The organism is Salinicola sp. MIT1003, from assembly GCF_001858555.1.
GTDB lineage: Bacteria > Pseudomonadota > Gammaproteobacteria > Pseudomonadales > Halomonadaceae > Salinicola > Salinicola salarius.
Map to the genome: position 1 here is coordinate 1 of NZ_MCAP01000009.1, position 24254 is coordinate 24254.

Genomic DNA, 24254 nt, shown 5'->3' on the forward strand with positions numbered 1-24254 from the left:
GCACTGCACCATCAATCACCCATTGCGATGATGAAAGAATGGCAGACTAAACGGCCTGACTTATTTACCAAGCGGGTGGTTAATCACACGGGACCCGACACATAGATCTGCAGATGGGCTTCGCCCAGTGCCTCCTTGGTCTCTCGGAGCTCGGACTCGTACTGCTCACGGATGTCCTTGGGGCGGGCCTTGAACCCGTTTTCCATGCTGCGCTGGGCTTCATCGATCCAGCCCTCGACCTCGGAGACAGTGAGATCGTACTGGCGAGCCACCTCAGCAGCCGTGGTCTTGCCCTTGAAGATATCCATGACCACGGTGGCCTTGCGCTTCGCGGTCCATCGCTTGATGGGGTTGTCGTCGCTCATCCTGTCCTCCTTGGCTGCACTATACCCTGTGCAGTTCTGGAGGGGGTCACTTCAAGGCAGCCGACGGCTCGGGCGTCATCGCTGGGCGATCGTACCTTCAAGTGGCTGAGTGGTTCCAGAGAGCTGGTAACACGATACGAGCGCCGGGTCGATATCCACTATGCACTGAGCTTGAAACGCGCTCTTTAATCTCATCTGAGACTCATCAACTGTCAAATGACGAGGTTTTCGGGCGCTATGCTCGGATACCAAAAAAACCGCAACTCCTGACCGAGCTTTCGAAAGAAAGCGTGCCGCTGATCAGTCGAGACAAAAAAATTCCGCGTCGCCGAATCGATACCATGATCGTACTCGCAGGATAGGCCACTTGTTCTGCCCCACCGCCGATAGCCTTTTTTGTCCAGAGCCAGCAGGAGGCGATATGAAACTCAACGATCCCCGGCTTTTCCGCCAGTATGCCTACGTCGATGGCAAATGGACCCACGGTAGCGAGGGCCGCGAGGAAGCGGTCGTCGATCCCGCCACCGGAGAAACCCTGGGCCATTGCGCCCTGCTCGAAGCGGCACAGATCACCGACACGGTGACGGCGGCCGAGAACGCCTTCGCCGAATGGCGGGCGATCAACGTCCACGAGCGGGCCGAGAAGCTCAACGCCTGGTATCGCCTGCTGCACGAACACAAGGAGGACCTGGCGCTGCTGATGACCCGCGAACAGGGCAAGCCGCTCGCCGATGCCCGCGGTGAAGTGGATTACGGCGCCAGCTTCATTCAGTGGTTCGCCGAGGAGGCCAAGCGCGCCTACGGCGTGACCATTCCCAGCCATATCCCCAACGCGGCGCTGGGCACGATCAAGGAGCCGGTGGGCGTCTCCGCGATGTTCACGCCGTGGAACTTCCCGCTGGCGATGATCACCCGCAAGGCCGGTGCCGCGCTGGCGGCGGGCTGCCCGGTCATCGTCAAGCCGGCCAACGAGACGCCATACTCCGCGCTGGCACTGGCCGAGCTGGCCGAACGGGCCGGGATCCCGGCGGGCGTGTTCAACGTCGTCACCGGCGATCCGGCGACCGTGTCCGAAGTGCTGTGCAACGACAACCGCATCCGCAACATCTCGTTCACCGGCTCGACCCGCGTCGGCAAGCTGCTGATGCGCCAGAGCTCGTCCAGCGTCAAGCGCATGTCGCTGGAGCTGGGCGGCAATGCGCCGTTCATCGTCTGCGACGACATGGACCCGGACGCCGCGGCGAAGGAAGCGGTCGCCGCCAAGTTTCAGACCGCCGGCCAGGATTGTCTCGCCGCCAACCGCATCTTCGTTCAACGTGGCATCTACGACGCCTTCATCGAGCGATTCGTGGCGCACATGGAGGCACTGAAAGTCGGCAACGGTCTCGAGGAGAACGATATCGGGCCACTGATCCACAAGCGGGCGGTGGACATGGCCAAGGGCATCGTCGAGGACGGTATCAGCAAGGGTGCGCGTCAACTGGGCGGCGCAGGCCAGGCCCCCGGCGAGAACTTCTTCATGCCGACGCTGCTGGCCGACATCACGCCGGAGATGCGCGTGTTCCGCGAGGAGACCTTCTCGCCGGTCGCAGGCGTCTGTGCGTTCGGCGATGACGACGAAGTCATCCGGCTCGCCAACGATACCGAGTACGGGCTGGCCGCCTATGTCTACACCCATGACGTGCGCCGGATCTGGAAGCTGATGCGCGGACTCGAGTACGGCATGGTCAGCGTCAACAGCGTCAAGATGACCGGCGCGCCGATTCCGTTCGGCGGCGTCAAGCAGTCCGGCCTCGGCCGTGAGGGCGGTGCGGCGGGGCTCGACGAGTATCTCGATACGAAGTATTACTGTCTGGGCAATATGCCGTCGGCCAGCTCTTCTTGAGCCAGCGCGGAATCGCTGACTGCGCGAGCGAATCGCCGCGTTGCCCGATACTCGAAGTCCTCACCTATAACCCATAGGCTCCGGCTTCTGCGTGTCGTGCGCCTTGCGCTTCGCCCGCTCGCCTAGCGCTTACGCGCTGTCTCGTGAACGGCGGCGTGGTGCCTGACGGTGTCGCGCCCACGCGTCGCTGACGTTGATGATGACCGGCTGGACGTCGCTGGCCGGTCCAGAGATAACATTCTACAAGCGGGTATTACACAAGGATCGCTCCGATCGCTGCGCCCGCCCCTGAAACGCCGTCCAGACAGATGGCGGCGTTTCGTTCTGGTTAAGGAAAGGTTATGACCGACACTCGTGCTCTGATCGAAAACGATCGCCGCCACGTTTTCCATGCGTCCACCCATCTGCGCGATTACGCTCAGGGCGATGCGCCGGGGCGCGTCATCACCGGTGGCAAGGGAATCTCCATCGTCGATCGCGATGGCCGCGAGATGATCGATGCCTTCGCCGGGCTCTATTGCGTCAACATCGGCTACGGGCGCACCGAGATCGCCGAGGCGATCTACGCCCAGGCCAAGGAACTGGCGTACTACCACACCTATGTCGGCCACTCCAACGAGCCGCTGATCGCGCTCTCAGAGCGCATTGCCAAGCTCGCCGGCAACGGCTTGAACAAGGTCTACTACGGCCTCTCCGGCAGCGACGCCAACGAGACTCAGATCAAGCTGGTTCGCTACTACCACAACGTCATCGGCCAGCCGAAGAAGAAAAAGATCATCGCGCGCCAGCGTGGCTATCACGGCTCCAGCATCGCTGCCGGTTCGCTCACCGGCCTGCCGGCGTTTCACCAGCATTTCGATCTGCCGATCGACGGTGTGCTGCATACCAAGGCGCCTTATTACTATCGGCGCGAGCGCGGCGACATGAGCGAGCGCGAATTCTCCGCCTACTGCGCCGAGCAGCTCGAAGCGATGATCCAGCGCGAAGGGCCGGACACCATCGGCGCCTTCATCGGCGAGCCGGTGCTGGGAACCGGTGGCATCATTCCGCCGCCGGAAGGCTACTGGGACGAGATTCAGGCCGTGCTCAAGCGCCACGACATCCTGCTGATCTGTGATGAAGTGGTCAGTGGCTTCGGCCGTCTGGGCAGCGAATTCGGCTTCCAGCACTACGGCATTCAGCCGGATCTGGTGACCATCGCCAAGGGGCTGACCAGCGCCTACCAGCCGCTTTCCGGCGTGATCGTCGGCGAAAGAGTATGGAAAGCGCTGGAAGACGGCACCGGCGAATACGGCCCGATCGGCCACGGCTGGACCTACTCCGGCCACCCGCTGGGCGCCGCCGCCGCGATGGCCAACCTGGACATCATCGAACGCGAGAATCTGGTGGGCAACGCCGCCGAAACCGGTGCCTACTTCAACGCCCAACTCAAGAAGACCTTCGGCGAGCATCCGCTGGTCGGTGATGTCCGCGGCGAAGGGCTGATGGCCGCGCTGGAATTCGCGCCCACCAAGGGCGAGTACACGCCGTTCGAGCCGTCGCTCAAGGTCGGCGCGCGCGTTGCCGCCGCAGCGCTGGAAGAGAACCTGATCGCTCGCGCCATGCCCAACGGCGACATCCTCGGCTTCGCGCCGCCGCTGGTGATCGACCGCGGCCAGGTCGACGAAGTGATCGCCCGCGCCAAGCGTGCCATCGACAAGGTGACCGACGAGCTGGCGCGAAGCGGTGATCTCAAGGGCTAAGTCGAAGCCATCGCCACATCGTCTTGCCATAGCCACATCGTCTTGCCATAGCCATATCATCTTGATGACACGACAAGCCTGCGGCAGGGTGGAGAGATCCACTCTGCCGCACTTGTCTTACCAACCGGGATTCCCCAACGATGTCCGACCCCGTCACGCTTCATGACATCTACCTGGCCCGAAGCCGCATCGCCGGCCAGGCAATGCGCACGCCGCTGATTCTCTCCCAGAGCCTGTCGGCGAGATTCGATGCCGAAGTCTATCTGAAACTCGAGACGCTACAGCCGAGCGGGGCGTTCAAGCTCAGGGGCGCGCTCAACAATATCGCGTCGCTGTCGCCCGCGCAGCTCGAGCGCGGCGTGACCACGGCCTCCACCGGCAATCACGGTCGCGCGGTGGCGTGGGCCGCGAAGCGTCTCGGTGCCCGCGCGATCATCTGCGTCTCCGAACTGGTGCCGGCCAACAAGGTGGCCGCCATCGAGGCGCTGGGTGCCGAAGCCCGCGTGATCGGCCGTTCCCAGGACGATGCTTTCGTCGAGGCACGACGGCTGGTGAGCGAGGAGGGCATGGCGCTGATCGAGCCCTTCGACGATCCGTTGATCGCGGCTGGCCAGGGCACCATCGGGCTCGAGTTGATGGAAGATCTTCCCGAATTGGACCGGGTGCTGATCGGACTCTCCGGCGGCGGTCTGCTGGGCGGCATCGGTCGCGCGGTGAAGGGGATCAACCCTAAGGTACGAGTCACCGGCGTGAGCATGCTCGAGGGCGCGGCTATGATCGAGAGCCTGGCCGCCGGCAAGCCCGTCGAGGTCGAGGAGGAAGCATCGCTGGCGGACTCGCTCGGTGGCGGGATCGGTCTCGACAACCGCTGCACCTTCGAGCTGGTCCGCGAGGTGATGGACGATCACCACCAGGTCTCGGAAGCGGCCATTGCCCGCGCCATGCTTCATTTCTTCGAGCAGGAGAAGATGCTGGTCGAAGGCGCTGCGGTGGTCGGGCTCGCCGCGATCGAGGAGCACGCCATCGATATCCGTGGCGAAAAGGTGGCGCTAATCGTCTCGGGCAATGGTGTGGATGCCGAGACGTTGATGCGGGCGAGGACACTGATCGACTATCCGGAACGCTGAAGGTCCGGACAACAAACGAATTCGAACGAATGGAATCAGGAGTCACTGCGATGGAACTCTACAACCGCGAACAGATTCAGAACGTCGTCACGCTCGATCATGCCGCTCTTGAAGCCGTCGAAGCCGGCTTTCGCGCGCTGGGCGAGGGCAATGTCGTCCAGCCGCCAATTCTGTCGATGGCAATCGAGGAGGCCAACGGCGAGGTCGACGTCAAGACTGCACATATCAAGGGCAACTCGCGCTTCGCGATCAAGGTCAGCCCGGGCTTCTTCGACAATCCGAAACTGGGGCTGCCGAGCCTCAACGGCCTGATGATTGTGTTCTCGGCGAAGACCGGGCTGGTCGAGGCGGTGCTGTTCGACGAAGGCTATCTCACCGATATTCGCACCGCGCTGGCCGGGGCCATCGCCGCGAAGCATCTTTCCCGCGCCGACAGCAAGCGCGTCACCGTGCTGGGGGCCGGGTTGCAGGCGGAACTGCAGGTCGCCGCGCTCAAGCTGGTACGAGACATCGACACGCTGGATGTCTGGGCGCGGGACGTGAAGAAGGCCGAAGCCTACGCGGCACGGATGCAGGAAACGTACGGGCTGACCGTGGCGGTGCATACCGATATCGCCGACGCCTGCCGCGAGGCGGACATCATCGTCACTACCACGCCGTCGCGGGAGCCCCTGTTGAGCGGCGAGCATCTGCGCGCGGGCGTCCATGTCACCGCCATGGGCTCCGATAGCCCGGAGAAGCGCGAACTCGATAGTTCGGTGCTGGAGCGGGCCGATCATTTCGTCGCCGATACCCGCACCCAGAGCGAGAGCAACGGTGAGCTCAAGGCCTACGCCGGCCACCAGCCGCCGTTCACTGTCAACGAGCTGGGCAAGGTGATCGCGTCCGGCAAGAGTCTGCGCGCGACGGATTCGCAGATCACCGTCTGCGATCTCACCGGTACCGGCGTGCAGGACACCGCCATCGCCGGATTCGCACTGGGCCGGCTGGTGTCGTGAGACGTTCGAAAGACGTATGAAGCGCTCGGCGGTCTCGCCGAGCGCCGAATCTCATGAAGGCGACTTCTCGCCACGTTTCGGTACCGGCGCCACGCCGGGGCCGGTGGGTTCGCCGACCTTGTGCCACAGGCGGCCGTCACGCTGGATCAGTTCATGGGCGCCGGTGGGGCCGTCGGTGCCGGCGGAGTAGCCTTCGATCCCGGACCTGCCGGACTCCGCTTCGCGGGACCAGGCTTCCAGAAACGGCTGCACGGCTCGCCAGCCGTTCTCGATGGTGTCGGCGCGCTGGAACAGCATCTGGTCTCCGGTCAGGCAGTCGTAGATCAACGTCTCGTAGCCGGTGACGGCAGGCAGGTCGAAGAAGTCCTTGTAGGCAAAGCCCATCTTGACGGTGTCCATTTCCAGCTCGGGGCCGGGCCGTTTGGCCTGGAAGTCGAACCACATGCCTTCGTTGGGCTGGATCTGGATGATCAGCCAGTTGGAGGCCATCCGCTCCACGTCGGTGTTGCGAAACTGCGCGTAGGGCGCTGGCTTGAAGCAGATCGCGATTTCGGTGTCCCGCGCGCTCATGCGCTTGCCGGTACGCAGATAGAACGGCACGCCGATCCAGCGCCAGTTGTCGACCATCACTTTCATGGCGACGAAGGTTTCGGTCTGGCTATCGGCGTCGACGCCTTTCTCCTCGAGATAACCGGGCACCTGGCGGTCGCCGAGCGTGCCTGACTCGTAGCGTCCGCGCGCCGAGTTGTGGGCGGCCTCATCCGTCGTCCAGGGGCGAATGGCGCCCAGCACCTTCGATTTTTCGCTGCGCAGGGCATCCGCGCCAAACGCGGCTGGCGGCTCGATGGCGACCATGGCGAGTAGCTGGAACAGGTGATTGGGCACCATGTCGCGCATGGCCCCGGCCTTGTCGTAGAAGGCGGCCCGCTCCTCGACGCCGACCGTTTCCGCGGCGGTGATCTGGATGTGATCGATGTAGTGGTTGTTCCAGAACGGCTCGAACAGCACGTTGGCGAAACGGGCGACGAGGATGTTCTGAACCGTCTCCTTGCCGAGGAAATGGTCGATCCGGTAGATCTGATCTTCCCGCATGACCTTGAGCAATTCGGCATTCAATTCCCGGGCTGACTCGAGATCATGGCCGAACGGCTTTTCGACGATGACCCGGCGATAGTTCCCGCCTTGCTCCGTCAGTAATCCGGCCTGACCCAATTGCCTTGCAATCTCGCCAAAGAAGCGGGATGCGGTCGCGCAATAGAAGATTGCATTGCCGCTGTCGGATGACGCAATCGCGTCCTCGATCTGGCGGTAAATCGCCTCGTCGGTGAAGTCGCCCTGCAGATAATGGAGCCGCTGCTCGAATTCGCGCCAGCGCGATTCGTCCAGTGCGCTGCCGCGGCCTTCCGAGTGGTGATCGGCGGCCTTGTCGGCAATGAACTGCTTGAGATGGGCGCGAAATCCCGCGTCGTCATGCTCGGCGAGATCGACGCCGACGATCCGCATGTTGGGATCGATCAGCTGATCCCGGTCCAGATTGTAGAGCGAAGGAATCAGCAGCCGTTTCACCAGATCGCCGCCGGCACCGAAGACGAACATCGTGGTGTTGTCGGCCGCTGGCGTCTGCTCGTACTGCGCTTGCATCGAATGGGACACGGACTTTCACCTCTTCATGTCGGTTGCCGGAGCAGGTCGTCTCGTTCGACTTCATCATGGAAGACAATCCGCACGGGAGCCAGTGAATCCGCTTCGAGCCGGGCGCTGCCTTTGCGGAGCACGGTGGGCTGAACCAGAATGTCGTGATCAATCTCGAAGGGAGCGAAAGTGACATGAACGAGAGGACACGACAGCGTGACGCCCATTCAAACAGCGCCAATGAACCACTGACTCTTCACTTCGGCCGGGATGAGCTGGTCATTCGCCAGCGCTATGAAGTCGTGAGCATCGTCAACGATATTCTGATCGGCATCTGGTTCGTGATCGGCAGCATTTTCTTCTTCTACGACTCCCTGACGTATGCCGGTACCTGGCTGTTCGTGATCGGCAGTATCGAGATGCTGATTCGTCCGGTCATCCGCCTGCTTCGGCGCCTGCACCTGCAGCGCATGAACGCCACCTCGTCCTCTCCGTCCGAGGCCGAGCACGATTTCTGAGGTGCTGAAAGTCATCACATCCTTCCGGTAGCGACGTTGCGCGCTTTTCAGAACGCCGACTAACCTTGGTGACATGAAACTCGTACCACAGGACGTGGAGGAATCGTGAGCGACACTGACCTTGGCAATCTGGACGCGGGAAAGCTGGAGCAACTCTATCGGTCCGGCGAGGCCTCGCCGCTGGAGGCGACGCGGGCGGCGCTCGATCGCATCGACCGCTTCAACGACGCCGTGAACGCCTACGTTCATGTCGACCGCGAGGGGGCCGAAAAGGCCGCCAAGGCGTCGGCAAGGCGCTGGGGGCAGGGCAAGCCGTTGAGCGCCATCGATGGCATTCCCGTATCGATGAAGGATCTGGCCGAGGTGGCCGGCATGCCGGCGCGCGGCGGTTCGCTGACCACGTCTGAAGCGCCGTGCGAGGAGGACTGCCCGCCGGCCCGAATGCTTCGCGAAGCCGGGGCGGTGATTCTCGGCAAGACCAATACGCCGGAATTCGGCTGGAAAGCGGTGACCGACAATCGGGTGTTCGGTGCCAGCTACAATCCCTGGGATACGCGCCTGACGCCGGGCGGGTCTTCCGGCGGGGCCGCTGCCGCTGCCGCGCTCAACATGGGCGTGCTGCATCAGGGGGGCGACTCCGGCGGCTCGATCCGCATTCCCGCCGCGTTCACCGGCGTCTTCGGCTTCAAGCCCACCTACGGCTGGACACCACAATGGCCGCCGGCGACAGAACCTTCGCTCTCTCATATCGGCCCGTTGACCCGCAGCGTCGAGGACGCGGTACGCATGCTCAACGTGATCGGGCGCTACGACTATCGTGACCCTTACGCCACGCGGGGCCAGCCGAAGGATTGGGGGGCCGATCTCGGCAAGGATCTGCGCGGGCTGCGCATCGCCTACTCGCCGACCTTGGGCTATGCCGAGGTCGATGACCAGGTCGCCGCTCGCGTGCGCGAAGCGGCTCGCAATCTCGAGCAGCTTGGCGCCGAGGTCGAGGAGATTCACCCGGGGTTCGAGTCGCCGATCGATATCTTCCAGAAGCTCTGGTTTACCGCGTCGCTGGATTTCTGGTCGAAATGCAGCGACCGGCAGCGCGAACAGCTCGATCCGGGCCTCGTTGCCAATGCGCGTACCGCGCAGCAGTGGAGCGCGCTCGACCTGTTCCAGGCGCTGGGTCGCCGAGCCAATTTCACCGAGGGCCTGGAGCGCTTCAATCAGGATTATCATCTGTTGATGACGCCGACCGTACCGATCGAGCCGTTCGAGGCGGGTCACGAAGTCCCGCCCGGCAGCGGCATGCGCGACTGGGAAGAGTGGGCGCCATTCTCCTATCCGTTCAACCTGAGCCAGCAGCCGGCGGCGTCCGTTCCCTGCGGTTTCACCGAATCCGGCCTGCCGGTGGGGTTCCAGCTCGCCGGTGGCAAGCACGATGATGTCCGCGTCCTGCGAGCCTGTCACGCCTACATGAAAGCCCATCCGCCGCGGTTTCCGCGCGTGCCCGATCCCGCGCAGAAGTTGTAGCGACACGATTGCAAGTTGGCTCGACTCGCTTGTCTCAACCAAAGGGGCATAGGGTTTGTATGACAATTGAGCTTGAATGAATAGACGAAACATTCAACCCGAACGGATGGAACCCAATGACTCGGACGACGCTCGCTGCACTAACTGCCGGATTTTGTTTGACGCTGCATGGGGTTGCCGCTCAGGCGGCGACTTACGTCTATGTCTCGAACGCGGGCGATGGCGTCATCTCCAGCTACTCCCTGGATCGCGACCGGGGAGCGCTGGAGCCGCTGGCGAAGACACCGACAGGTGGCGAGGTCATGCCGTTGGCGTTGAGTCCCGATCATCTTCATCTCTATGCGACGCTGCGCAATGAACCTCCCCAGGTAGTGAGCTTTCGTCTCGACCCCACCAACGGCGAGTTGAGCCGTCAGGGCGCGGGTTCTCTGCCGGCCAGCATGGCGAACGTGGACGTCGACCCCAGCGGTCGCTACCTGTTTGCCGCCTCCTATAGCGATGATCTGCTCAGCGTCAGTCCTGTCGATGCACAGGGCGTGATCGGTGATGCTCAGGCGACGCTGCCGACGGGCCAGCGCGCGCACGCCATGCACGCCTCGCCTGACGGTCGTTTCGCCTACGCCACCAACCTGGGCGAGGACCAGCTCGTGCAGTACCGCTTCGATGGCGCAAGCGGAAAGCTGTCCCCGTTGTCGTCGGCCGCGGTGTCGACCCCGTCTCAGACCGGGCCGCGTCACTTCGTGTTCTCGCCCGATGGACGCTTCGTCTATGTATTGGGGGAATTTTCCGGTGCAGTCACGACTTACGCCTACGACGAGCAGAGCGGTCAGCTCACCGCACTGGGCACGGCAACGGGCGTTCCAGCGTCCTCGAAGCTGATTCGCGGCATGGCCCGCGAGGACATTCCCGCCGGTGACGACACGCCACGTATCTGGGCGGCGGACATCCACACGACGCCGGACGGCCGCTTCGTCTATATCAGCGAGCGTACGCGCAGCCGCATCAGTGCCTTCGAGGCTGATCCGGATAGCGGCAAATTGACGTTCCTGCGCACCACCGAGGTAGAGAAACAGCCGCGCGGTTTCAACATCGACCCGAGCGGGCGCTTCATGGTCGTCTCAGGACAGCTCGACGATGAGGTGGGCCTCTACCGAATTGCACCGCAGACAGGAGAGCTGACCCGGGTCGACGAAGCGCCAACCGGCAAAAACGCCAACTGGGTCGAGATCGTCACCTTTGACTGAGCACAGGCCGTGGCGTAAACGCCGGTATTCCGTGAAGCCGCGCCATCCCGTGGCGAAGTCACACCACTGACCCGAACAGGCATCGCCACCTCGAGTAGAGAGTTCGTGCCAAGGAATCCCCGGTCGAATGATTCGATCGGGGATTTTGCGTTTGTTGCCCTGGTCGTCAGGCGCCACTGATGGCACAGGGCAAAAGGCGCTCCGTCACTGACGAATATCTCGAAGCGGGATGAATCCGGCCCATATCCTGCGTTTGCCATCGAAGGTCATGGCGGTCTGCATCGTGTCGATCTGCATATCGACGCGTTCTTCGCTCTGTATTCATTGAGCCCTGTAACCCAGGTTGTCCCGTCCGGCCATGCGAGGATGTCGCAAGGTCGCCGTCGCCTGTTCCCTCATGGCTCGATAGGTATCGTGCCTGCCTTCAAGCGCGGGAACGATGGAGCCCTGTACGTAGTGCGTGATCAGACCAGGCGCGTGGCAATGTCCGCTACGACTCTGGGTCCGCTACGACTCTGGTGACGAGAAACCGCTGGAGGCCTTCGATGGCTCTTTGAGCGACGGATGCACTCGATTGGCAAACTCGATCCGCCTGTCAATTCGATCGGACGGTAAAATCCGAGCGGCCAGCTACGCTTGAGGAGAGCGCCGCGAGAGTGAGTCGTCGTTCAGTTGTCTTTCATCCCCAGTTCATCGGGCCGCTATGGCATCGACTGCCGGAGACCATGCACCGAACCGTGAGTATGGCGCTGCTGGCTTTCGTTGCCGCGAAAGGAGTCGCATCATGAGCCATCAGAATGTTGCCGAGATCATCGTCGAAACCCTGGCCGAAGCCGGCGCCAAGCGCTGCTATGGCGTGGTTGGCGACACCATCAATCATTTTACCGACGCGATCCGGCGCAGCGATCTCGAATGGGTGCATGTTCGCCACGAGGAGGTCGGCGGTTTCGCCGCCGGTGGCGAAGCCTACATGACCCGGGAGCTGGCGCTGTGCGCCGGTACCTGCGGTCCGGGCACGCTGCACTTCGTCAACGGGCTGTTCGAAGCCCATCGCAGCGGTTCGCCGGTAGTGTTGATCGCTTCTCAGGTCGGCACCGCCGATACCGGCATCGGCTTCCCGCAGGATGTCGACCCCAAGCCGATCTACGAGCAGTACAGCGTCTTCTGCGAGACGATCATCAACCCCGACCAGGCGCGTAGGATGACAGCGTTGGCAGCACAGGCGGCGTTGTCGAAGAACGGCGTGGCGGTGCTGATCGTGCATGGGGACCTGTTCACGCAGAAACCGAGCCAGGATCTGCCCTATCGGGTGCATCGTTTCGATCCGATCGCTCGTCCGAGCGCCGAGGAACTGGTGCCGGCCATCAAGGCGCTCAACGCCGGCGGCAAGATATCCATTTTCGCGGGCTCCGGCTGTCAGCACGCGCGCAATGAGGTGATGGCGCTGGCGGCCAAGCTGAAGGCGCCCGTGGCGTGGACCTCGAGGGCCAAGGATTTCATCGAGCCAGACAACCCGTTCGAGGTCGGCATGACCGGCGTCTTCGGGCTGGCCGGCGGTTACCATGCCGTTGCCGAGTGCGACACCTTGCTGCTGCTGGGCTGCAGCTTCGCCTGGACCCAGTTCTACCCGGAGAAAGCGACGATCATTCAGGTCGATATCGATCCGCAGCAGATCGGCAAGCGACATCCCGTCGACGTCGGCCTGCTCGGCAGCGTGCGCGATACCTGTGCTGCGCTCGCCCAGATCGTCGACGAGCATAGCGACACGAAATGGCTGGAGCGGTGCCGCAAGAGCTATCACAAGGCACTGGAGCGCGATGCGCACGAGTCCAGCGACGACGGGCTGATCCATCCGCAGGAACTGACGCTGGCGCTCGACGAAGCCGCCCACGACGATGCCATCTTCACCGCCGATGCCGGCAGCCCGATGGTTTGGATGCTTCGGCACATTCGTACCAACGGGAAGCGCCGCACGCTGTCGAGCCTCGTCCACGGCACCATGGCCAATGCCTATCCCCAGGCGATCGGCATACAGAAGGCGTTCCCCGGGCGTCAGGTCATCGCCATGTGCGGCGATGGCGGCATGACCATGCTGATGGGCGATCTGCTGACGCTGAAGCAGGAGAAGATTCCGCTCAAGATCGTCGTCTTCAATAACAGCTCGCTGGGCTTCGTCGAGCTGGAGCAGAAGGTCGACGGCCTGCTCGACAGCTACACCGATCTGGAGAATCCGGACTTCGGGCTGCTGGCTCACTCCATCGGTCTGTGGGGTCGGCGGGTCGAGCAGGAGCACGAACTCAAGCACGCCATTGCCGAATGGCTGGCCCATCCGGGGCCGGCGATTCTCGATGTCAAGGTCAATCGCATGGAGCTGGTGATGCCGCCCAAGGTCGAGCCGGGGCAGGTGACCTCCACCGCGCTCTACTCGGGCAAGGCGGTGCTCAACGGTCGCATGAGCGATGTGGTCGATCTGATGAAGAGCAATTTCTGGAAGTAGGTCATGTTCCCCGGGCCTGTCAGCGTGTGGTAACGATCCGCTGACAGGCTGACGGCAATGCCCGATGAATTGTGGTTGGCCAGGAGAACCCGAATGAGCCAAGTCAATGATCGTCCCCGGTTGCGCGACATGCGTCGGCTGGTCGATAAGCGACCTTTCACGCCGACGGCGGCATTTGACCACCCGCGAGCGCAGGCGACATCCCTCGAGGAATTGGCTAATCGTCAGGGCTACGACAAAAACTTTCTGAGCAAGATCGTCGTTCCCCTGCCAGCGCCCGTGGGCGATCTCTTCGAGGATGTAACGCCAGTGGCCGGTAGCGAGGAAGGCAGCCTCGATTACACCCACTTCTCCATCGTGATGTCTCGCTCGCGAAGGCTGGCGATTTTCACTGCGCTCAATCTCGACGGACGTGAGCTGGTCGACGTGCCGCGAGAGAATGACGACTGGCGGTTCGATCCGCGGCTGGCGGAAGATCGGCAAGTTGGCGAATCGCTTTATGCCCGCAATCCACTGGATCGCGGGCATCTGGTGCGCCGGACCTCGGCCAACTGGGGCAGCGACGCCGAGCAGGCCAATGCCGATACCTTCCACTTCACCAACTGCACGCCGCAGATGGCTGGCTTCAATCAGCAGACGTGGCTGGGACTGGAGGATTATCTGCTCGAGCACGCCAGAGCGGACCGTCAGCGCATCAGCGTCTTCACCGGGCCGGTGTTTAGAGAAGGCGACCGCCGATATCGCGGCGTCCAGATCCCCGAAGCCTACTGGAAAGTGGTGGCGTTCATGGGTGAGGACGAGCGGCCCTCGGCCACGGCCTACATGATCGAACAGGCCGATGACCTGGACCAGCTAGGCTTCATGTTCGGGCAGTACAAGACCTACCAGCGCAGCGTGGCACGTATCGAGACGCTGACGCAGCTCGATTTCGGCGAGCTGGCGAATTTCGACGGCTTTTCCAACGAAGAGCGAGAGACCGGCACGCGTATCGAAGCCGAGATCCGCGGACCTTCGGACATCCGAATCTGATTCGCGGAGGCGAGCGGCGGGTGCCGTTCACTTCCAGCCACGTTGAACAGGGACGAGGGAGCGTCTTTCATCAAGGAGGTCGAAATGCGTAATCACGGTTTTATCTGCGCCACCTGCGGTGTGCAATATCCTTCTAGCGAGTCACCGCCGGAGCACTGCGCGATCTGCGAGGACGAACGCCAGTACGTGCCCATCGAGGGGCAGCAGTGGACGACGCCGAGTGAGCTGGCGGCCGGTCACAGCAACCTGTTCCGTCATATGGCGCCGGGCTTGACCGCCATCGGCACGGTTCCCCATTTCGCCATCGGCCAGCGCGCCTTTTTGTTGCGCACGCCAGCCGGCAATGTGCTGTGGGACTGCCTGACGCTGCTCGACGAGGCCACCATCGAAATCATCGAAGGGCTCGGCGGGCTCGATGCCATCGTGCTGTCGCATCCACACTACTTCAGTACCATGGCAGAGTGGGGGCAGGCGTTCGACTGCCCCGTTTACGTTCACGCGGCGGATCGTGACTGGGTCACCGTGCCGGATGCGCGCATCGAGTTCTGGGAAGGGGAGTCACGCGAGATACTGCCCGGTATCGACGTATATCGACTGGGCGGTCATTTCCCCGGTGCCAGCGTGCTGCACTGGCCCGAGCACGAAATACTACTGACCGGCGATACGCTACTGATCACGCCGGACCGCATGGCATCGTTCATGTGGTCCTATCCCAACAACATTCCGCTGGACGCGGGAACGGTCGAGAGCATTGCACAGCGTCTCAGGCCGATAGCGTTCGACAGCGCTTACTCCGCTTTCTGGGGTCGCGAAATTCTGATCGATGCCAAGCATGTCATCGAGGAATCGGCGCAGCGCCACTGTCGGGCGCTGCGGGGCCAGCCCAACGTCTCGACGTGATCAGCTCGCCGAATCGGTATCGGGTCGAGAAGTCGGCCGGGATTCGCCGTCACCGCTGATATCGATGTCTACCTCGACCATCATGCCGGGGCCAATGAGATCGATGGGGCCATCGTCGAAACGGATGCGCACGGGAATTCGCTGGGTGATCTTGGTGAAGTTGCCTGAGGGGTTGGGGTCCGGTAACAGCGCGAACTGGCTGGTGGCGGCACGACCGATGACGGCGACATGACCGCTGAAGGTCTGATCGGGAAAGGCGTCGACGGTGATAGCGACGGGCTGGCCGACGCGTAGCGCGCCGATGTCGGTTTCCTTGACGTTGGCCTCCACCCACAGCTTCGAGGGGTCGTGCATCATCAGGATCGGCTGGCCGGCACTGACGTACTCGCCCTGATCGATCAGCGTCTTGTTGATCACGCCGTCGATCGGGCTGTCGATCTGCAGATCGGCGATGCGAAGCTGCTCCTGCTCCAGTTTCGCCTCGGCTTCGGCCAGCTCCTGGCGGGCAATCTGCACCTGCTGGCGCAGTACGTTCGGATTGGGCAGCGGCATCTGCGAGCCATTGATGAAGCCGACCTGAGCATTGTCGGCTAGTGCCTGGCTGACCTGAACCTCCTGCTGGGCCTGGGCATGTTCGGCGAGCGCTGCCTGGTAAGCGTAGTAGTCCTGATCACGGCGCTGTTCGGAAACGGAGTGCTTCTTATACAGCGTATCGGAACGCCGGAAGTCCCGCTCGGCCTGGGTCAGCCGTGCTTGAGAGGCCTTCTCGGCGGCCTTGCTGGCCTCGAGCTGGCGGTGCGTCAGGTTCATGCCACCTTTGAGCTGCTTCTCGGCCATCGACAGCCGCGCTCTCTCGTAATCCAGCCGCGCCTGTTGCGTGGCCACGTTGGCCGTCAACGCCTCAAGCTTGCGCTGATCCGGCTTGTCGTAGAGGGTCGCCACGGCATCACCGCGATGCAGCGTATCGCCCTCGGTCAACTCGAACGTCGTTACCCAGCCGCCCAACCGGCTGCTGACGGTCACCTGATCGGCCATCACGCGCGCATCCTGGGCGCTGACGTGCGACAGGCGATGGGCGATGGCCAGGCCGATCCAGATCAGACACAGCACCACGACGATGGCGAGTATCAACAGTTTGCCGCTGCGTGGCAGGCGGCGCTTGGCGGGTCGAGCTGAGTCAGCGGTCATGGCGCAAACGGGTCCTTCGATGATCGAGTGAACGGAATCAGGTGCGAGGCAGGCCCCGCCAACGGCTGAGCAACAGCGAGGGCACGACGACGAGAAACAGGCTACCGATCAGAATCCAGAAGCCATCCTGATAGGCGAGGATCGAGGCCCAGATCGACTCGATGCGACCCATCAGATAACCGGCCATCGCCTGCTGCTGGGTATCGGGCACTCCCAGGCGGCCGACCAGTTCGGATAACTGGCCCAACTGCTGCCGAGCGATGGCGTTGTCGGCATTGACGCCGGCGTTCAGGTATTGGCCGTGAAAGGCGGTCTGTCGATCCAGAAGAATGACCAGGCCTGCCGTGCCCAGAGCGCCGCCCAGTTGCAGAGCGAAGTTGATCGCACCCGAGCCATGGCCGGTGAGATGGCCGGGCAAGCCCGCGATGGCGTTGGACAACGTCGGCGGCGGGAACGCGGCCATGCCGACCGATAGCACGGCCATGGCCATGGCGAGATAGAAAAACGAGGTGTTCCAGTCCATCTGCGCCATCAACCACACCGAGAGCAGCGCACAGGCCAGCCCCGGCAGGGTGATCCAGTGCGGTGGATAGCGGTCGCTTAGCCAGCCGACCAGGGGTACCAGCACGGCGAGGACCAGCGTCGAGGGCAGGAATATCTTGCCTGCGGTAATGGGACTGTAGTGCAGCACCGCCTGCACGAACTGGGGCAGCAGGTACATGATGCCGTAGAAGGTACCGCCGAACAGGCCCATCGCCAGCGTGCCGACGACGAAGGTGCGGTGGCCGAAGATCGCGAGATCCAGAAGCGGATGAGAGATCCGGTTCTGCCAGGCGACGAAGCCGGCGCCGCAGAGCGTGGCCAGCAGAACCAGTTCCGACACGCGCGGGTCGTACCAGCCCCAGCGTTGACCGTTGGAGAGCGCCGCCAGCAGCGAGAAGACGGCGACGAACAGCAGCACGACACCGGCCCAGTCGAACGGCGGGCGCGGTCCTTTGTGTTCCCGCGATGGCAGGAAGAAGAAGCCCATCACAATGGCCGCCGCGCAGATCGGCAGGGTCACGAAGAAGACGTAGCGCCAGGTGAAATGCTCCACCAGCCAGCCGCCGATTACGGTGGCCAGCGTCAACGGCAAACCCAGACACATGCCGTACATGGCGGTCGCCATGCCGCGACCTTCGGGCGGATAGGCCGCGAACAGCGCCTGCATCGCCACCGGCCGGATCAGCCCGGTCATGCCGCCTTGAACGATCCTGGCAGCGACCAGCGCGGCCATGCCCTGACCCAATCCCCCCAGGATCGAGGCGGCGATGAAGGCCAGCAGCAACCCGATGAAAGTCGCTCGTTGGCCGACGGCGGCAACCAGCCATGGCGCCACCAGCAGCGATACGGTCGTCGACGCCAGAAATCCAGTGGAAAGCCACTGGACCTGGGAGTCGCTCATGCCGAACGCCCCCTTGATGTAAGGGATGGCCACGTTGACGATGGTGATCGACATGCCCAGAGCTACCAGGCCCAGCATGACGGTAAGCGTGACCCAGAGCTTGTAGCGCGGGCCGTAGCGCTCGAAGAACTGCTCGACCTGCGTCATGCGTCGTCATCCCGGCTATCGATGGTGGAGGCCGTCCGGCGGGTGAAAGGCAATGGTTGTCCTTGTTCGTTTCGTTGACGCGATACCGTCCAAGGCCACGCGGGTAGACGAGGCAGTGAGCATCCAACCTGGGCAGGAAAATCGATCCGGAAGCCCCTGACAGGGCGTGGAGTCCGGCGTCTAAGAAAGCAGGCGAATCGATAACGCGTCTATTTTTTGCTCGCTAATCGATTATCCCGATTCAGTTGTCTGACTTTCAAGGTGCTTGCGACTAAGGTCGCGGAACGTGCTGATGCTTCGACATCGGCGCGGATGGCAGCGCGCAGGCGCCAATCGCTGCGGTATCGTCTACGCTGGGAATTCACGTTCATCGACGACGCCGTTCTGTCAGTGGCGTTTTCATTCTTCGGCGTCGTGTCTAAAGGAGGTGTTTCATGTCCATGCCCAATTCTCCCGTGTGGCTTATCACCGGGTGTTCCACCGGCTTCGGCCGCGAATTGGCGAAACTGATTATCGAACAGGGCGGGAAAGTCATCGTGACGGCGCGTTCCCGGGAGCGCGTGGCCGATCTGGTCGAAGGCGTCGAAGATCGCGCACTTGCGCAGGCATTGGATGTCACCGACGACGCGCAGATTCGCAAGGCCGTCGATGCCGCCGAGGCCAAGTTCGGGCGGATTGATGTACTGGTCAACAATGCCGGCTACGGTTATCAGGCTTCCTGCGAGGAGGGCGAGGATTCGGCCATTCGCGATCAGTTCGAGGCCAACGTCTTTGGCCTGTTCGCGATGACGCGAGCGGTATTGCCCGGCATGCGCGAACGCCGCGCTGGTCACGTCATCAACATCAGTTCGGTGGCGGGCTTCATCGGCTTTCCGGGTTCGGGCTATTACGCCGCCAGCAAACATGCGGTGGAAGGATGGTCCGACTCGCTCAAGACAGAGGTCGAGCCGCTGGGTATTCGTGTCACCTGTGTCGAGCCGGGGCCGTTTCGCACCGACTGGGCCGGCCGCTCCCTGCAGCAGACGCCGAGCCGGATCGACGACTACGCCGATACGGTCAAGGCGCGTATGGAAGGTACCAGCGGCAATAGCGGCAAGCAGCCGGGTGATCCGGTGCGCGCCGCCCAGGCGATGATCGATCTGGTGGCGCATCCCCAGCCGCCACGCCACCTGGTGCTGGGCGCTTGGGGCGTCGACAAGGTGATCGAAAACCTTGAGGAGACACTGGCGGAAATTCGCGAGTGGCGCGCGGTAGGCGAAGCGACCGATTATCCGGAAAGCTGAGCGGGAAATACCGACGGCAGTAGCGTGTCGGTAGACTGAGTGACCAGAAACGCCCCTCCATGGAGGGGCGTTTCTGGTTTACTGCCGAAGCGTTACGAAGCGGTCTTGGCTTCAGCCTGGACCGAGGGGTGCGGGTTGATGACCCGGGAGCCGCGGAAGCCGTAGAAGGCGATGAACAGGTAGCAGATCAGCGGCAGCACGAAGGCGTGATGGATACCGACCGTGTCGGCGATCGCGCCCTGGGCGACCGGGAGAATGGCACCGCCGACGATGGCCATGATCAAAAGGCTCGATGCCTTGCTGGTCAGCGGGCCGAGCTTGGCGATCCCCAGCGTGAAGATGGTCGGGAACATGATCGAGTTGAACAGCCCGATGGCGACGATGCTCCACATCGCGATGTGTCCAGAGGTCAGCATGGTGGTCAGCACCAGCAGCGCCGCGACGATCGCGAACAGGCCCAGCAGCAGGCTGGGACGGAATCTCTGCATCAGTACCGAGCCGATGAAACGTCCAATCATGGCGCCGCCCCAGTAGTAGGCGACATAGCTGGCCGCGCTGCTTTCACTCATGTTGCCGATTTCCGGCAGCGACAGATAGTTGATCATGAAGCTGCCGATGGAGACCTCGGCGCCGACATAGGCAAAGATGCCGATAACGCCGAATAGCACGTGAGGATGACGCAAGGCCTGGGCGGCGGTGACGTTCTCGGTCGGGCTGTCGTCGCTGGCCTGCTCCTTGAAGTTGGGCAGCTTCCACAGATAGACCACCACCGCGAGGATCGCGAGCACGGCAGCCAGCAGCAGATAAGGAAGCTGCACGCTTTGTGCCTGCTCGACCTTGTAGGCCATCCGGTCAGCGGCAGACATGTCGGCCAGCTCGCTGGCGCCCAGTACCGTCGCACCCAAAATCAGCATCCCGCCGAAATAGGGGGCCAGCGTCGTGCCCAGCGAATTGAACGCCTGCGCCAGATTGAGCCGGCTGGAAGCGGAGCCCTCCGGCCCTAGCAGGCTGACGTAGGGGTTGGCGGCGACCTGCAGCATGGTGACGCCGCTGGCCAGCACGAACAGTGCGGTCAGAAACAGCGGATAGGAAGGCGCTCTGGCGGCAGGGTAGAACATCACCGCGCCGATGGCGGCGATCAGAAGTCCGAGACTGATGGCGTTCTTGTAACCGACCTTGGCCAGCACCTTGCCCATCGGCAGCGACATGATGAAATAGGCACCGAAGAAGGTGAACTGGATCAGCATGGTCTGGGTGTAGTTCAGCGAGAAGACCGCTTTCAGGTGAGGAATCAGAATATCGTTGAGACAGGTGATGAAACCCCACATGAAAAAGATCGTCGTGACGACGACCAGCGCACTGCGATAGTTCGGCCGTTGCGTTTCGGGCATGATCGAAATCCTGTTGATGAGGCGTCCAGAGAACGGGCTGTCGACCCGAGGTTGATCGTGTCAGCACGCGTGCTGGAGCGAAATGATGCATTAAGGAAGCCAGCTTATAAAGCATGCGTTCATTATTAGGACGTTAATATGGAGAACGCCAGTCGGTGACTTATCGGCGATGACGAATGCCAATAACGGCATCGAGAGGTCGAGTTTCGTATTGTTTTTTCTTCTACTGGCGTCCGTTGGCCAAAAATCTCGGATGGCGTGATTATTGTCGTAAATTAACCACATCGTTTCGTTGCAATATGGGCTTTTTAGACGGGCGCGTTTGCGCGATCTTTGTGCCGTGCGTCGCTCATGAGAGACGCTCGGCCTGGCTGTCGCCGGAAGCGGGCTGAAAGACTGAACGGAGGGCGCGGTTCTGTTATTTTCAAGCGCTTGTTCATTGCGCTAGTCGTGGCGCTCATTTCACGGCGCCAGCCTCGCGGCGGCGCTCGTTCATCAGGTGGCGTCATGGCCCAGCGCTCGCGTGTGCAATCTTCTTTTCTCTCATCGATTTTTTCTTCGAACCTGCCTTGGGGCGCCTTGACGCTGCTGTGGCTGGTCGGTCTCTACATGCGGTTGCCGATTTTGATCGCGCCGCCGCTGGCCGGGGAGATTGCCGAATCGCTGTCGTTGGGCAGTGCCGCCGTCGGCGCCCTGACGACAGTGCCGTACGTGGTACTGGCGTTGAGCATGATGCTGGCGGTGCGATTCGCCCGGCGTATCGGCATGCTGCGCGCCCTGGCGTTGGCGCTGGCGGTCGTGGCAATTGGCTCCGGCGCGCGCGGGATCACGCTTTCCGCGCCCTTGCTGTTCGGCGCCTCGGTGGTCATGGGGCTCGGGCTGGCGGTCATGCAGGTGACGATACCGGCGCTGCTGCGGGACTGGACACCGGCCCATCTGGCCCTGGGCAGTTCGGTCTATCTCAACGGCATGACGGTCGGCGAGCTGATCGGCGCCGGGGGCACGCGGCCCGTCGTGCTGGCGCTGGCCGGGGGGAGCTGGCAGGTGGCGATGCTGCTGTGGTCGCTGCCGGCACTGGTGATCGTCGCGCTGCTGGTGTGGCGCCTGCGGCGGCGTCCGCAGCGCCCTGACGAAACCGCGATACCCGAAGACGCGCCGCGCCGCTCGATCTCGTTGCGCACCGCCCGTGTCTGGCTGATGGGCGTGCCGCTGGCAGCCTCGGTGGGGCTTTTCATGGCAACCAACGCCTACATGAGCAGCATTCTCGATGCCCGCGGGGAGGCGGATCTGTTGGCGCTGGCGTTGCTGCTCTACAACGCGAGCCCGCTGGCGGCCTCGCTCTCCATGCTGTGGCGGGGGCGACGCTGGGTCTCCCGCCGCTGGCCGCTGGGGCTGTTCGCCACGCTCGGCGTGCTGGGTCTGGCTGCCTTTCTGGCGCTGGAGGGATGGCCGGCGCTGGTCGCGCTGGTGATTTCCGGCTTCGGCATCACTCTCGAACTCACGCTGATCATGGCGCTGCCTCCGTGCCTGGAGCGAGGTGACGCAGTGGCCTCGCTGACCGCCGGCATGTCCTTCGTCGGCTACTGCCTGGCTTTCGTCATGCCGATGATCGGCGGCTGGCTGGCGGAACGGTTCGCCGACGCGAACCTGGCGCTCTGGCCAATGCTGCTGTTTGCCGCGCTGAGCCTCTGCGCGATCCCGCGCATGCCGATGTCGGCGAAGGGGGCTGGCGATTCCGCGGCTATCGCCTAGGTTCTAGGTGTCGAGCCTGGAGCTTGAAACCTGGAATCGAGAATCGAGGAGGAAACCATGACGATGCCCCAACCCGAGATGCGGGTTCTAAAACCGGATGCGGCCAGCGGCTTTCCCAACTCGCCGCTGCCGGTGCTGCTCTATCGCCAGATCCTCGATGGCTCCGAGGAGAACCCGGCGGCGCGATTCGAAGCGCTGTTCGACCGTAACCAGTGGCCGCCGCAGTGGCGGTACGGTCTCTACGATTTCGATCATTTCCACTCCACCGCCCACGAGGCGCTGGGCGTCTTTCGCGGCCGCGCGCATATCCGTCTCGGTGGCCCCAACGGTAGCGAGCACGATATCGCTGCCGGCGACGTGCTGGTACTGCCGGCGGGCGTCGGTCACGCCTGTCTCGACGCCAGCGAGGATTTCACCATGGTGGGCGCCTATCCGCCGGGGCAGTCATGGGAAGTGGAGCGCGGCGATCCCGGCGAGATCGAGGCCGCCTGCCGTCGGGTTGCCGCTGTCGCGCTGCCGGACGCCGACCCTGTCGGCGGGTCGCTACTGTCGCTATGGCAGTGAAACGGCCCCGCGCTTGAACAACGGCGGTATCGTCTATAGTTAGGAGCCTACATTTTTCCAAGGATCAACCCGATGTCCGATTCTCGTTCCGTCGCCGTGCTGGGCCTGGGGGCCATGGGGCATGCCTTCGCGGCCAATCTGCTGAAAGCCGATTTCGATGTCACCGTCTGGAACCGTTCTGCCGCCAAGGCTACGGATCTGGTCGAAGCGGGCGCGCGGCTGGCCGAGTCGCCGGCCGACGCCGTCGCGCACGCCCAGGCAATGGTCCTGATGCTGCCGGATTTCGCCGTGACGCGTGACGTACTGCTGGGCGGCGGCGGTGCGCTGGCCGCCATGCCCGCAGGTGCGACATTGATCCAGATGGGCACCCTCGGCGTGGCCGAGACCGACCGGCTGATCGCCGAGGCCGGCGAAGCGCGTGACGACGTCGTCTTCATTGATGCGCCGGTTTCCGGCACCAAGGCGCCGGCGGAGCAGGGCAAGATCGCCATCCTCGCCAGCGGTGATCGCGAGCGTGCCGGCGCCGTGGTCGAGCCGATCTTCGACGTGCTGGGCAAGCAGACCCACTGGCTGGGCCAGGCCGGCCAGGGCGCACGGATGAAGGTCGTCATCAACGCCTGGCTGATCTCGATGATGCAGGGAATCGCCGAAACCGCTCATCTTGCCGACACGCTCGGCGTCGCGGGCGACGACCTGTGGCAGGTGTTGGATGGCGGGCCGCTGGCCACGCCCTACATGAAGCTCAAGCTGGACATGATCGACAGCGGCGACTTCGATCCGCAGATGGCGATGCAGTGGGGGCTGAAGGACGCAGGACTGGCGTTGGAAGCGGGCGACGACAAGGCGCTGCCATCGCTGGCGCAGATCCGCAATCTCTGGTCCGATGCCGTCAGCGCCGGATACGGCGAGCAGGATATCGCGGCGATCCACGCCTATCTGGAGAAGTATCGGCGCCGTTAAAGCGGTGTCCTCAACTTCGGCGAGGCGCTGAACCGGCGGGCCGGACCTGCTCGAGTCCGGACCGGCG

General features: G+C 63.0%; 19 protein-coding genes and 1 pseudogene. 15 read left to right on the forward strand and 5 right to left on the reverse strand.

Annotation, left to right across the window (positions count from 1 at the left end; translation table 11 throughout):
- Positions 1 to 105 (forward strand): annotated as a pseudogene (locus tag BC443_RS19035) (IS481 family transposase); the annotation flags it as partial.
- Here the strand turns inward: BC443_RS19035 and BC443_RS04280 are convergent.
- A complete protein-coding gene (locus BC443_RS04280; RefSeq protein ID WP_071230618.1) occupies positions 84 to 365 on the reverse strand; it encodes a DUF1153 domain-containing protein in 282 nt (93 codons plus the stop codon). The pseudogene BC443_RS19035 and the gene BC443_RS04280 sit on opposite strands and share 22 nt — an antisense overlap.
- Before the next feature lie 421 nt (positions 366 to 786).
- Here BC443_RS04280 and BC443_RS04285 point away from each other — a divergent pair, with 421 nt between their 5' ends.
- The 4 genes from BC443_RS04285 (at position 787) to BC443_RS04300 (ending at position 6117) form a co-directional block, all read left to right on the forward strand.
- Complete coding sequence (locus tag BC443_RS04285; RefSeq protein WP_071230619.1) at positions 787 to 2250, forward strand: NAD-dependent succinate-semialdehyde dehydrogenase; 1464 nt, start codon at positions 787 to 789, stop codon at positions 2248 to 2250.
- A 341-nt stretch (positions 2251 to 2591) separates the two neighbouring features.
- Entirely contained in the window at positions 2592 to 3992 is a 1401-nt protein-coding gene (locus tag BC443_RS04290; protein WP_071230620.1) for an aminotransferase, read from the forward strand.
- 140 nt (positions 3993 to 4132) lie between these two features.
- Complete coding sequence (gene eutB, locus BC443_RS04295; RefSeq protein WP_071230621.1) at positions 4133 to 5119, forward strand: hydroxyectoine utilization dehydratase EutB; 987 nt, start codon at positions 4133 to 4135, stop codon at positions 5117 to 5119.
- Between the two features lie 50 nt (positions 5120 to 5169).
- On the forward strand, positions 5170 to 6117 hold the full coding sequence (locus tag BC443_RS04300) for a cyclodeaminase (protein WP_071230622.1): 948 nt from the start codon (positions 5170 to 5172) through the stop codon (positions 6115 to 6117).
- Positions 6118 to 6168: 51 nt separating this feature from the next.
- On the opposite strand, the gene zwf is transcribed toward BC443_RS04300, so the two are convergent.
- Positions 6169 to 7770, reverse strand: a complete 1602-nt coding sequence (gene zwf, locus BC443_RS04305; RefSeq protein ID WP_210766245.1) for a glucose-6-phosphate dehydrogenase — start codon at positions 7768 to 7770, stop codon at positions 6169 to 6171.
- Between the two features lie 173 nt (positions 7771 to 7943).
- Between zwf and BC443_RS04310 the strand changes: the two genes are divergently transcribed.
- The 6 genes from BC443_RS04310 (at position 7944) to BC443_RS04335 (ending at position 15458) form a co-directional block, all read left to right on the forward strand.
- Positions 7944 to 8267 (forward strand): YrhK family protein, encoded by a 324-nt coding sequence (locus BC443_RS04310; RefSeq protein ID WP_071230624.1) that lies wholly within the window; start codon positions 7944 to 7946, stop codon positions 8265 to 8267.
- 105 nt (positions 8268 to 8372) lie between these two features.
- Positions 8373 to 9788: an amidase gene (locus BC443_RS04315; RefSeq protein WP_071230625.1), complete on the forward strand. Its 1416-nt coding sequence runs from the start codon at positions 8373 to 8375 to the stop codon at positions 9786 to 9788.
- A 116-nt stretch (positions 9789 to 9904) separates the two neighbouring features.
- Positions 9905 to 11032 carry a lactonase family protein gene (locus BC443_RS04320; RefSeq protein ID WP_071230626.1) on the forward strand — a complete coding sequence of 376 codons (1128 nt, stop codon included), beginning with the start codon at positions 9905 to 9907 and terminating at the stop codon, positions 11030 to 11032.
- A 784-nt stretch (positions 11033 to 11816) separates the two neighbouring features.
- The gene (locus BC443_RS04325) at positions 11817 to 13529 is read left to right on the forward strand and encodes a thiamine pyrophosphate-dependent enzyme (protein WP_071230627.1); all 1713 of its coding nucleotides are present in this window, start codon (positions 11817 to 11819) and stop codon (positions 13527 to 13529) included.
- 93 nt (positions 13530 to 13622) lie between these two features.
- The gene (locus BC443_RS04330; protein WP_210766246.1) at positions 13623 to 14558 is read left to right on the forward strand and encodes a DNA/RNA non-specific endonuclease; all 936 of its coding nucleotides are present in this window, start codon (positions 13623 to 13625) and stop codon (positions 14556 to 14558) included.
- An 84-nt stretch (positions 14559 to 14642) separates the two neighbouring features.
- Entirely contained in the window at positions 14643 to 15458 is an 816-nt protein-coding gene (locus BC443_RS04335) for an MBL fold metallo-hydrolase (protein WP_071230629.1), read from the forward strand.
- Here BC443_RS04335 and BC443_RS04340 read toward each other — a convergent pair whose 3' ends face one another.
- Both BC443_RS04340 and BC443_RS04345 read right to left on the reverse strand, forming a co-directional pair.
- Positions 15459 to 16646 (reverse strand): HlyD family secretion protein, encoded by a 1188-nt coding sequence (locus BC443_RS04340; RefSeq protein ID WP_071230630.1) that lies wholly within the window; start codon positions 16644 to 16646, stop codon positions 15459 to 15461.
- A 37-nt stretch (positions 16647 to 16683) separates the two neighbouring features.
- Positions 16684 to 18237 carry a DHA2 family efflux MFS transporter permease subunit gene (locus BC443_RS04345; protein WP_071230631.1) on the reverse strand — a complete coding sequence of 518 codons (1554 nt, stop codon included), beginning with the start codon at positions 18235 to 18237 and terminating at the stop codon, positions 16684 to 16686.
- A 434-nt stretch (positions 18238 to 18671) separates the two neighbouring features.
- Here BC443_RS04345 and BC443_RS04350 point away from each other — a divergent pair, with 434 nt between their 5' ends.
- Complete coding sequence (locus BC443_RS04350; RefSeq protein WP_071230632.1) at positions 18672 to 19520, forward strand: oxidoreductase; 849 nt, start codon at positions 18672 to 18674, stop codon at positions 19518 to 19520.
- 92 nt (positions 19521 to 19612) lie between these two features.
- Here BC443_RS04350 and fucP read toward each other — a convergent pair whose 3' ends face one another.
- Complete coding sequence (gene fucP / locus BC443_RS04355; RefSeq protein ID WP_071230633.1) at positions 19613 to 20911, reverse strand: L-fucose:H+ symporter permease; 1299 nt, start codon at positions 20909 to 20911, stop codon at positions 19613 to 19615.
- Positions 20912 to 21418: 507 nt separating this feature from the next.
- Between fucP and BC443_RS04360 the strand changes: the two genes are divergently transcribed.
- The 3 genes from BC443_RS04360 to BC443_RS04370 all read left to right on the forward strand — a co-directional run bounded on the left by BC443_RS04360 (position 21419) and on the right by BC443_RS04370 (position 24187).
- A complete protein-coding gene (locus BC443_RS04360; protein WP_071230634.1) occupies positions 21419 to 22663 on the forward strand; it encodes an MFS transporter in 1245 nt (414 codons plus the stop codon).
- Positions 22664 to 22720: 57 nt separating this feature from the next.
- Positions 22721 to 23227, forward strand: coding sequence for a cupin domain-containing protein (locus BC443_RS04365; protein ID WP_071230635.1), 507 nt, complete (start codon positions 22721 to 22723; stop codon positions 23225 to 23227).
- 72 nt (positions 23228 to 23299) lie between these two features.
- Positions 23300 to 24187, forward strand: coding sequence for an NAD(P)-dependent oxidoreductase (locus BC443_RS04370; protein WP_071230636.1), 888 nt, complete (start codon positions 23300 to 23302; stop codon positions 24185 to 24187).
- Positions 24188 to 24254: the final 67 nt, after the last annotated feature.

Coding starts and splice junctions, on each gene's coding strand:
- BC443_RS04280 (WP_071230618.1), bottom strand. CDS start 365: ATGAGCGACGACAACCCCATCAAGCGATGGACCGCGAAGCGCAAGGCC.
- BC443_RS04285 (WP_071230619.1), top strand. CDS start 787: ATGAAACTCAACGATCCCCGGCTTTTCCGCCAGTATGCCTACGTCGAT.
- BC443_RS04290 (WP_071230620.1), top strand. CDS start 2,592: ATGACCGACACTCGTGCTCTGATCGAAAACGATCGCCGCCACGTTTTC.
- eutB (WP_071230621.1), top strand. CDS start 4,133: ATGTCCGACCCCGTCACGCTTCATGACATCTACCTGGCCCGAAGCCGC.
- BC443_RS04300 (WP_071230622.1), top strand. CDS start 5,170: ATGGAACTCTACAACCGCGAACAGATTCAGAACGTCGTCACGCTCGAT.
- BC443_RS04310 (WP_071230624.1), top strand. CDS start 7,944: ATGAACGAGAGGACACGACAGCGTGACGCCCATTCAAACAGCGCCAAT.
- BC443_RS04320 (WP_071230626.1), top strand. CDS start 9,905: ATGACTCGGACGACGCTCGCTGCACTAACTGCCGGATTTTGTTTGACG.
- BC443_RS04325 (WP_071230627.1), top strand. CDS start 11,817: ATGAGCCATCAGAATGTTGCCGAGATCATCGTCGAAACCCTGGCCGAA.
- BC443_RS04330 (WP_210766246.1), top strand. CDS start 13,623: ATGAGCCAAGTCAATGATCGTCCCCGGTTGCGCGACATGCGTCGGCTG.
- BC443_RS04335 (WP_071230629.1), top strand. CDS start 14,643: ATGCGTAATCACGGTTTTATCTGCGCCACCTGCGGTGTGCAATATCCT.
- BC443_RS04340 (WP_071230630.1), bottom strand. CDS start 16,646: ATGACCGCTGACTCAGCTCGACCCGCCAAGCGCCGCCTGCCACGCAGC.
- BC443_RS04345 (WP_071230631.1), bottom strand. CDS start 18,237: ATGACGCAGGTCGAGCAGTTCTTCGAGCGCTACGGCCCGCGCTACAAG.
- BC443_RS04350 (WP_071230632.1), top strand. CDS start 18,672: ATGTCCATGCCCAATTCTCCCGTGTGGCTTATCACCGGGTGTTCCACC.
- fucP (WP_071230633.1), bottom strand. CDS start 20,911: ATGCCCGAAACGCAACGGCCGAACTATCGCAGTGCGCTGGTCGTCGTC.
- BC443_RS04360 (WP_071230634.1), top strand. CDS start 21,419: ATGGCCCAGCGCTCGCGTGTGCAATCTTCTTTTCTCTCATCGATTTTT.
- BC443_RS04365 (WP_071230635.1), top strand. CDS start 22,721: ATGACGATGCCCCAACCCGAGATGCGGGTTCTAAAACCGGATGCGGCC.
- BC443_RS04370 (WP_071230636.1), top strand. CDS start 23,300: ATGTCCGATTCTCGTTCCGTCGCCGTGCTGGGCCTGGGGGCCATGGGG.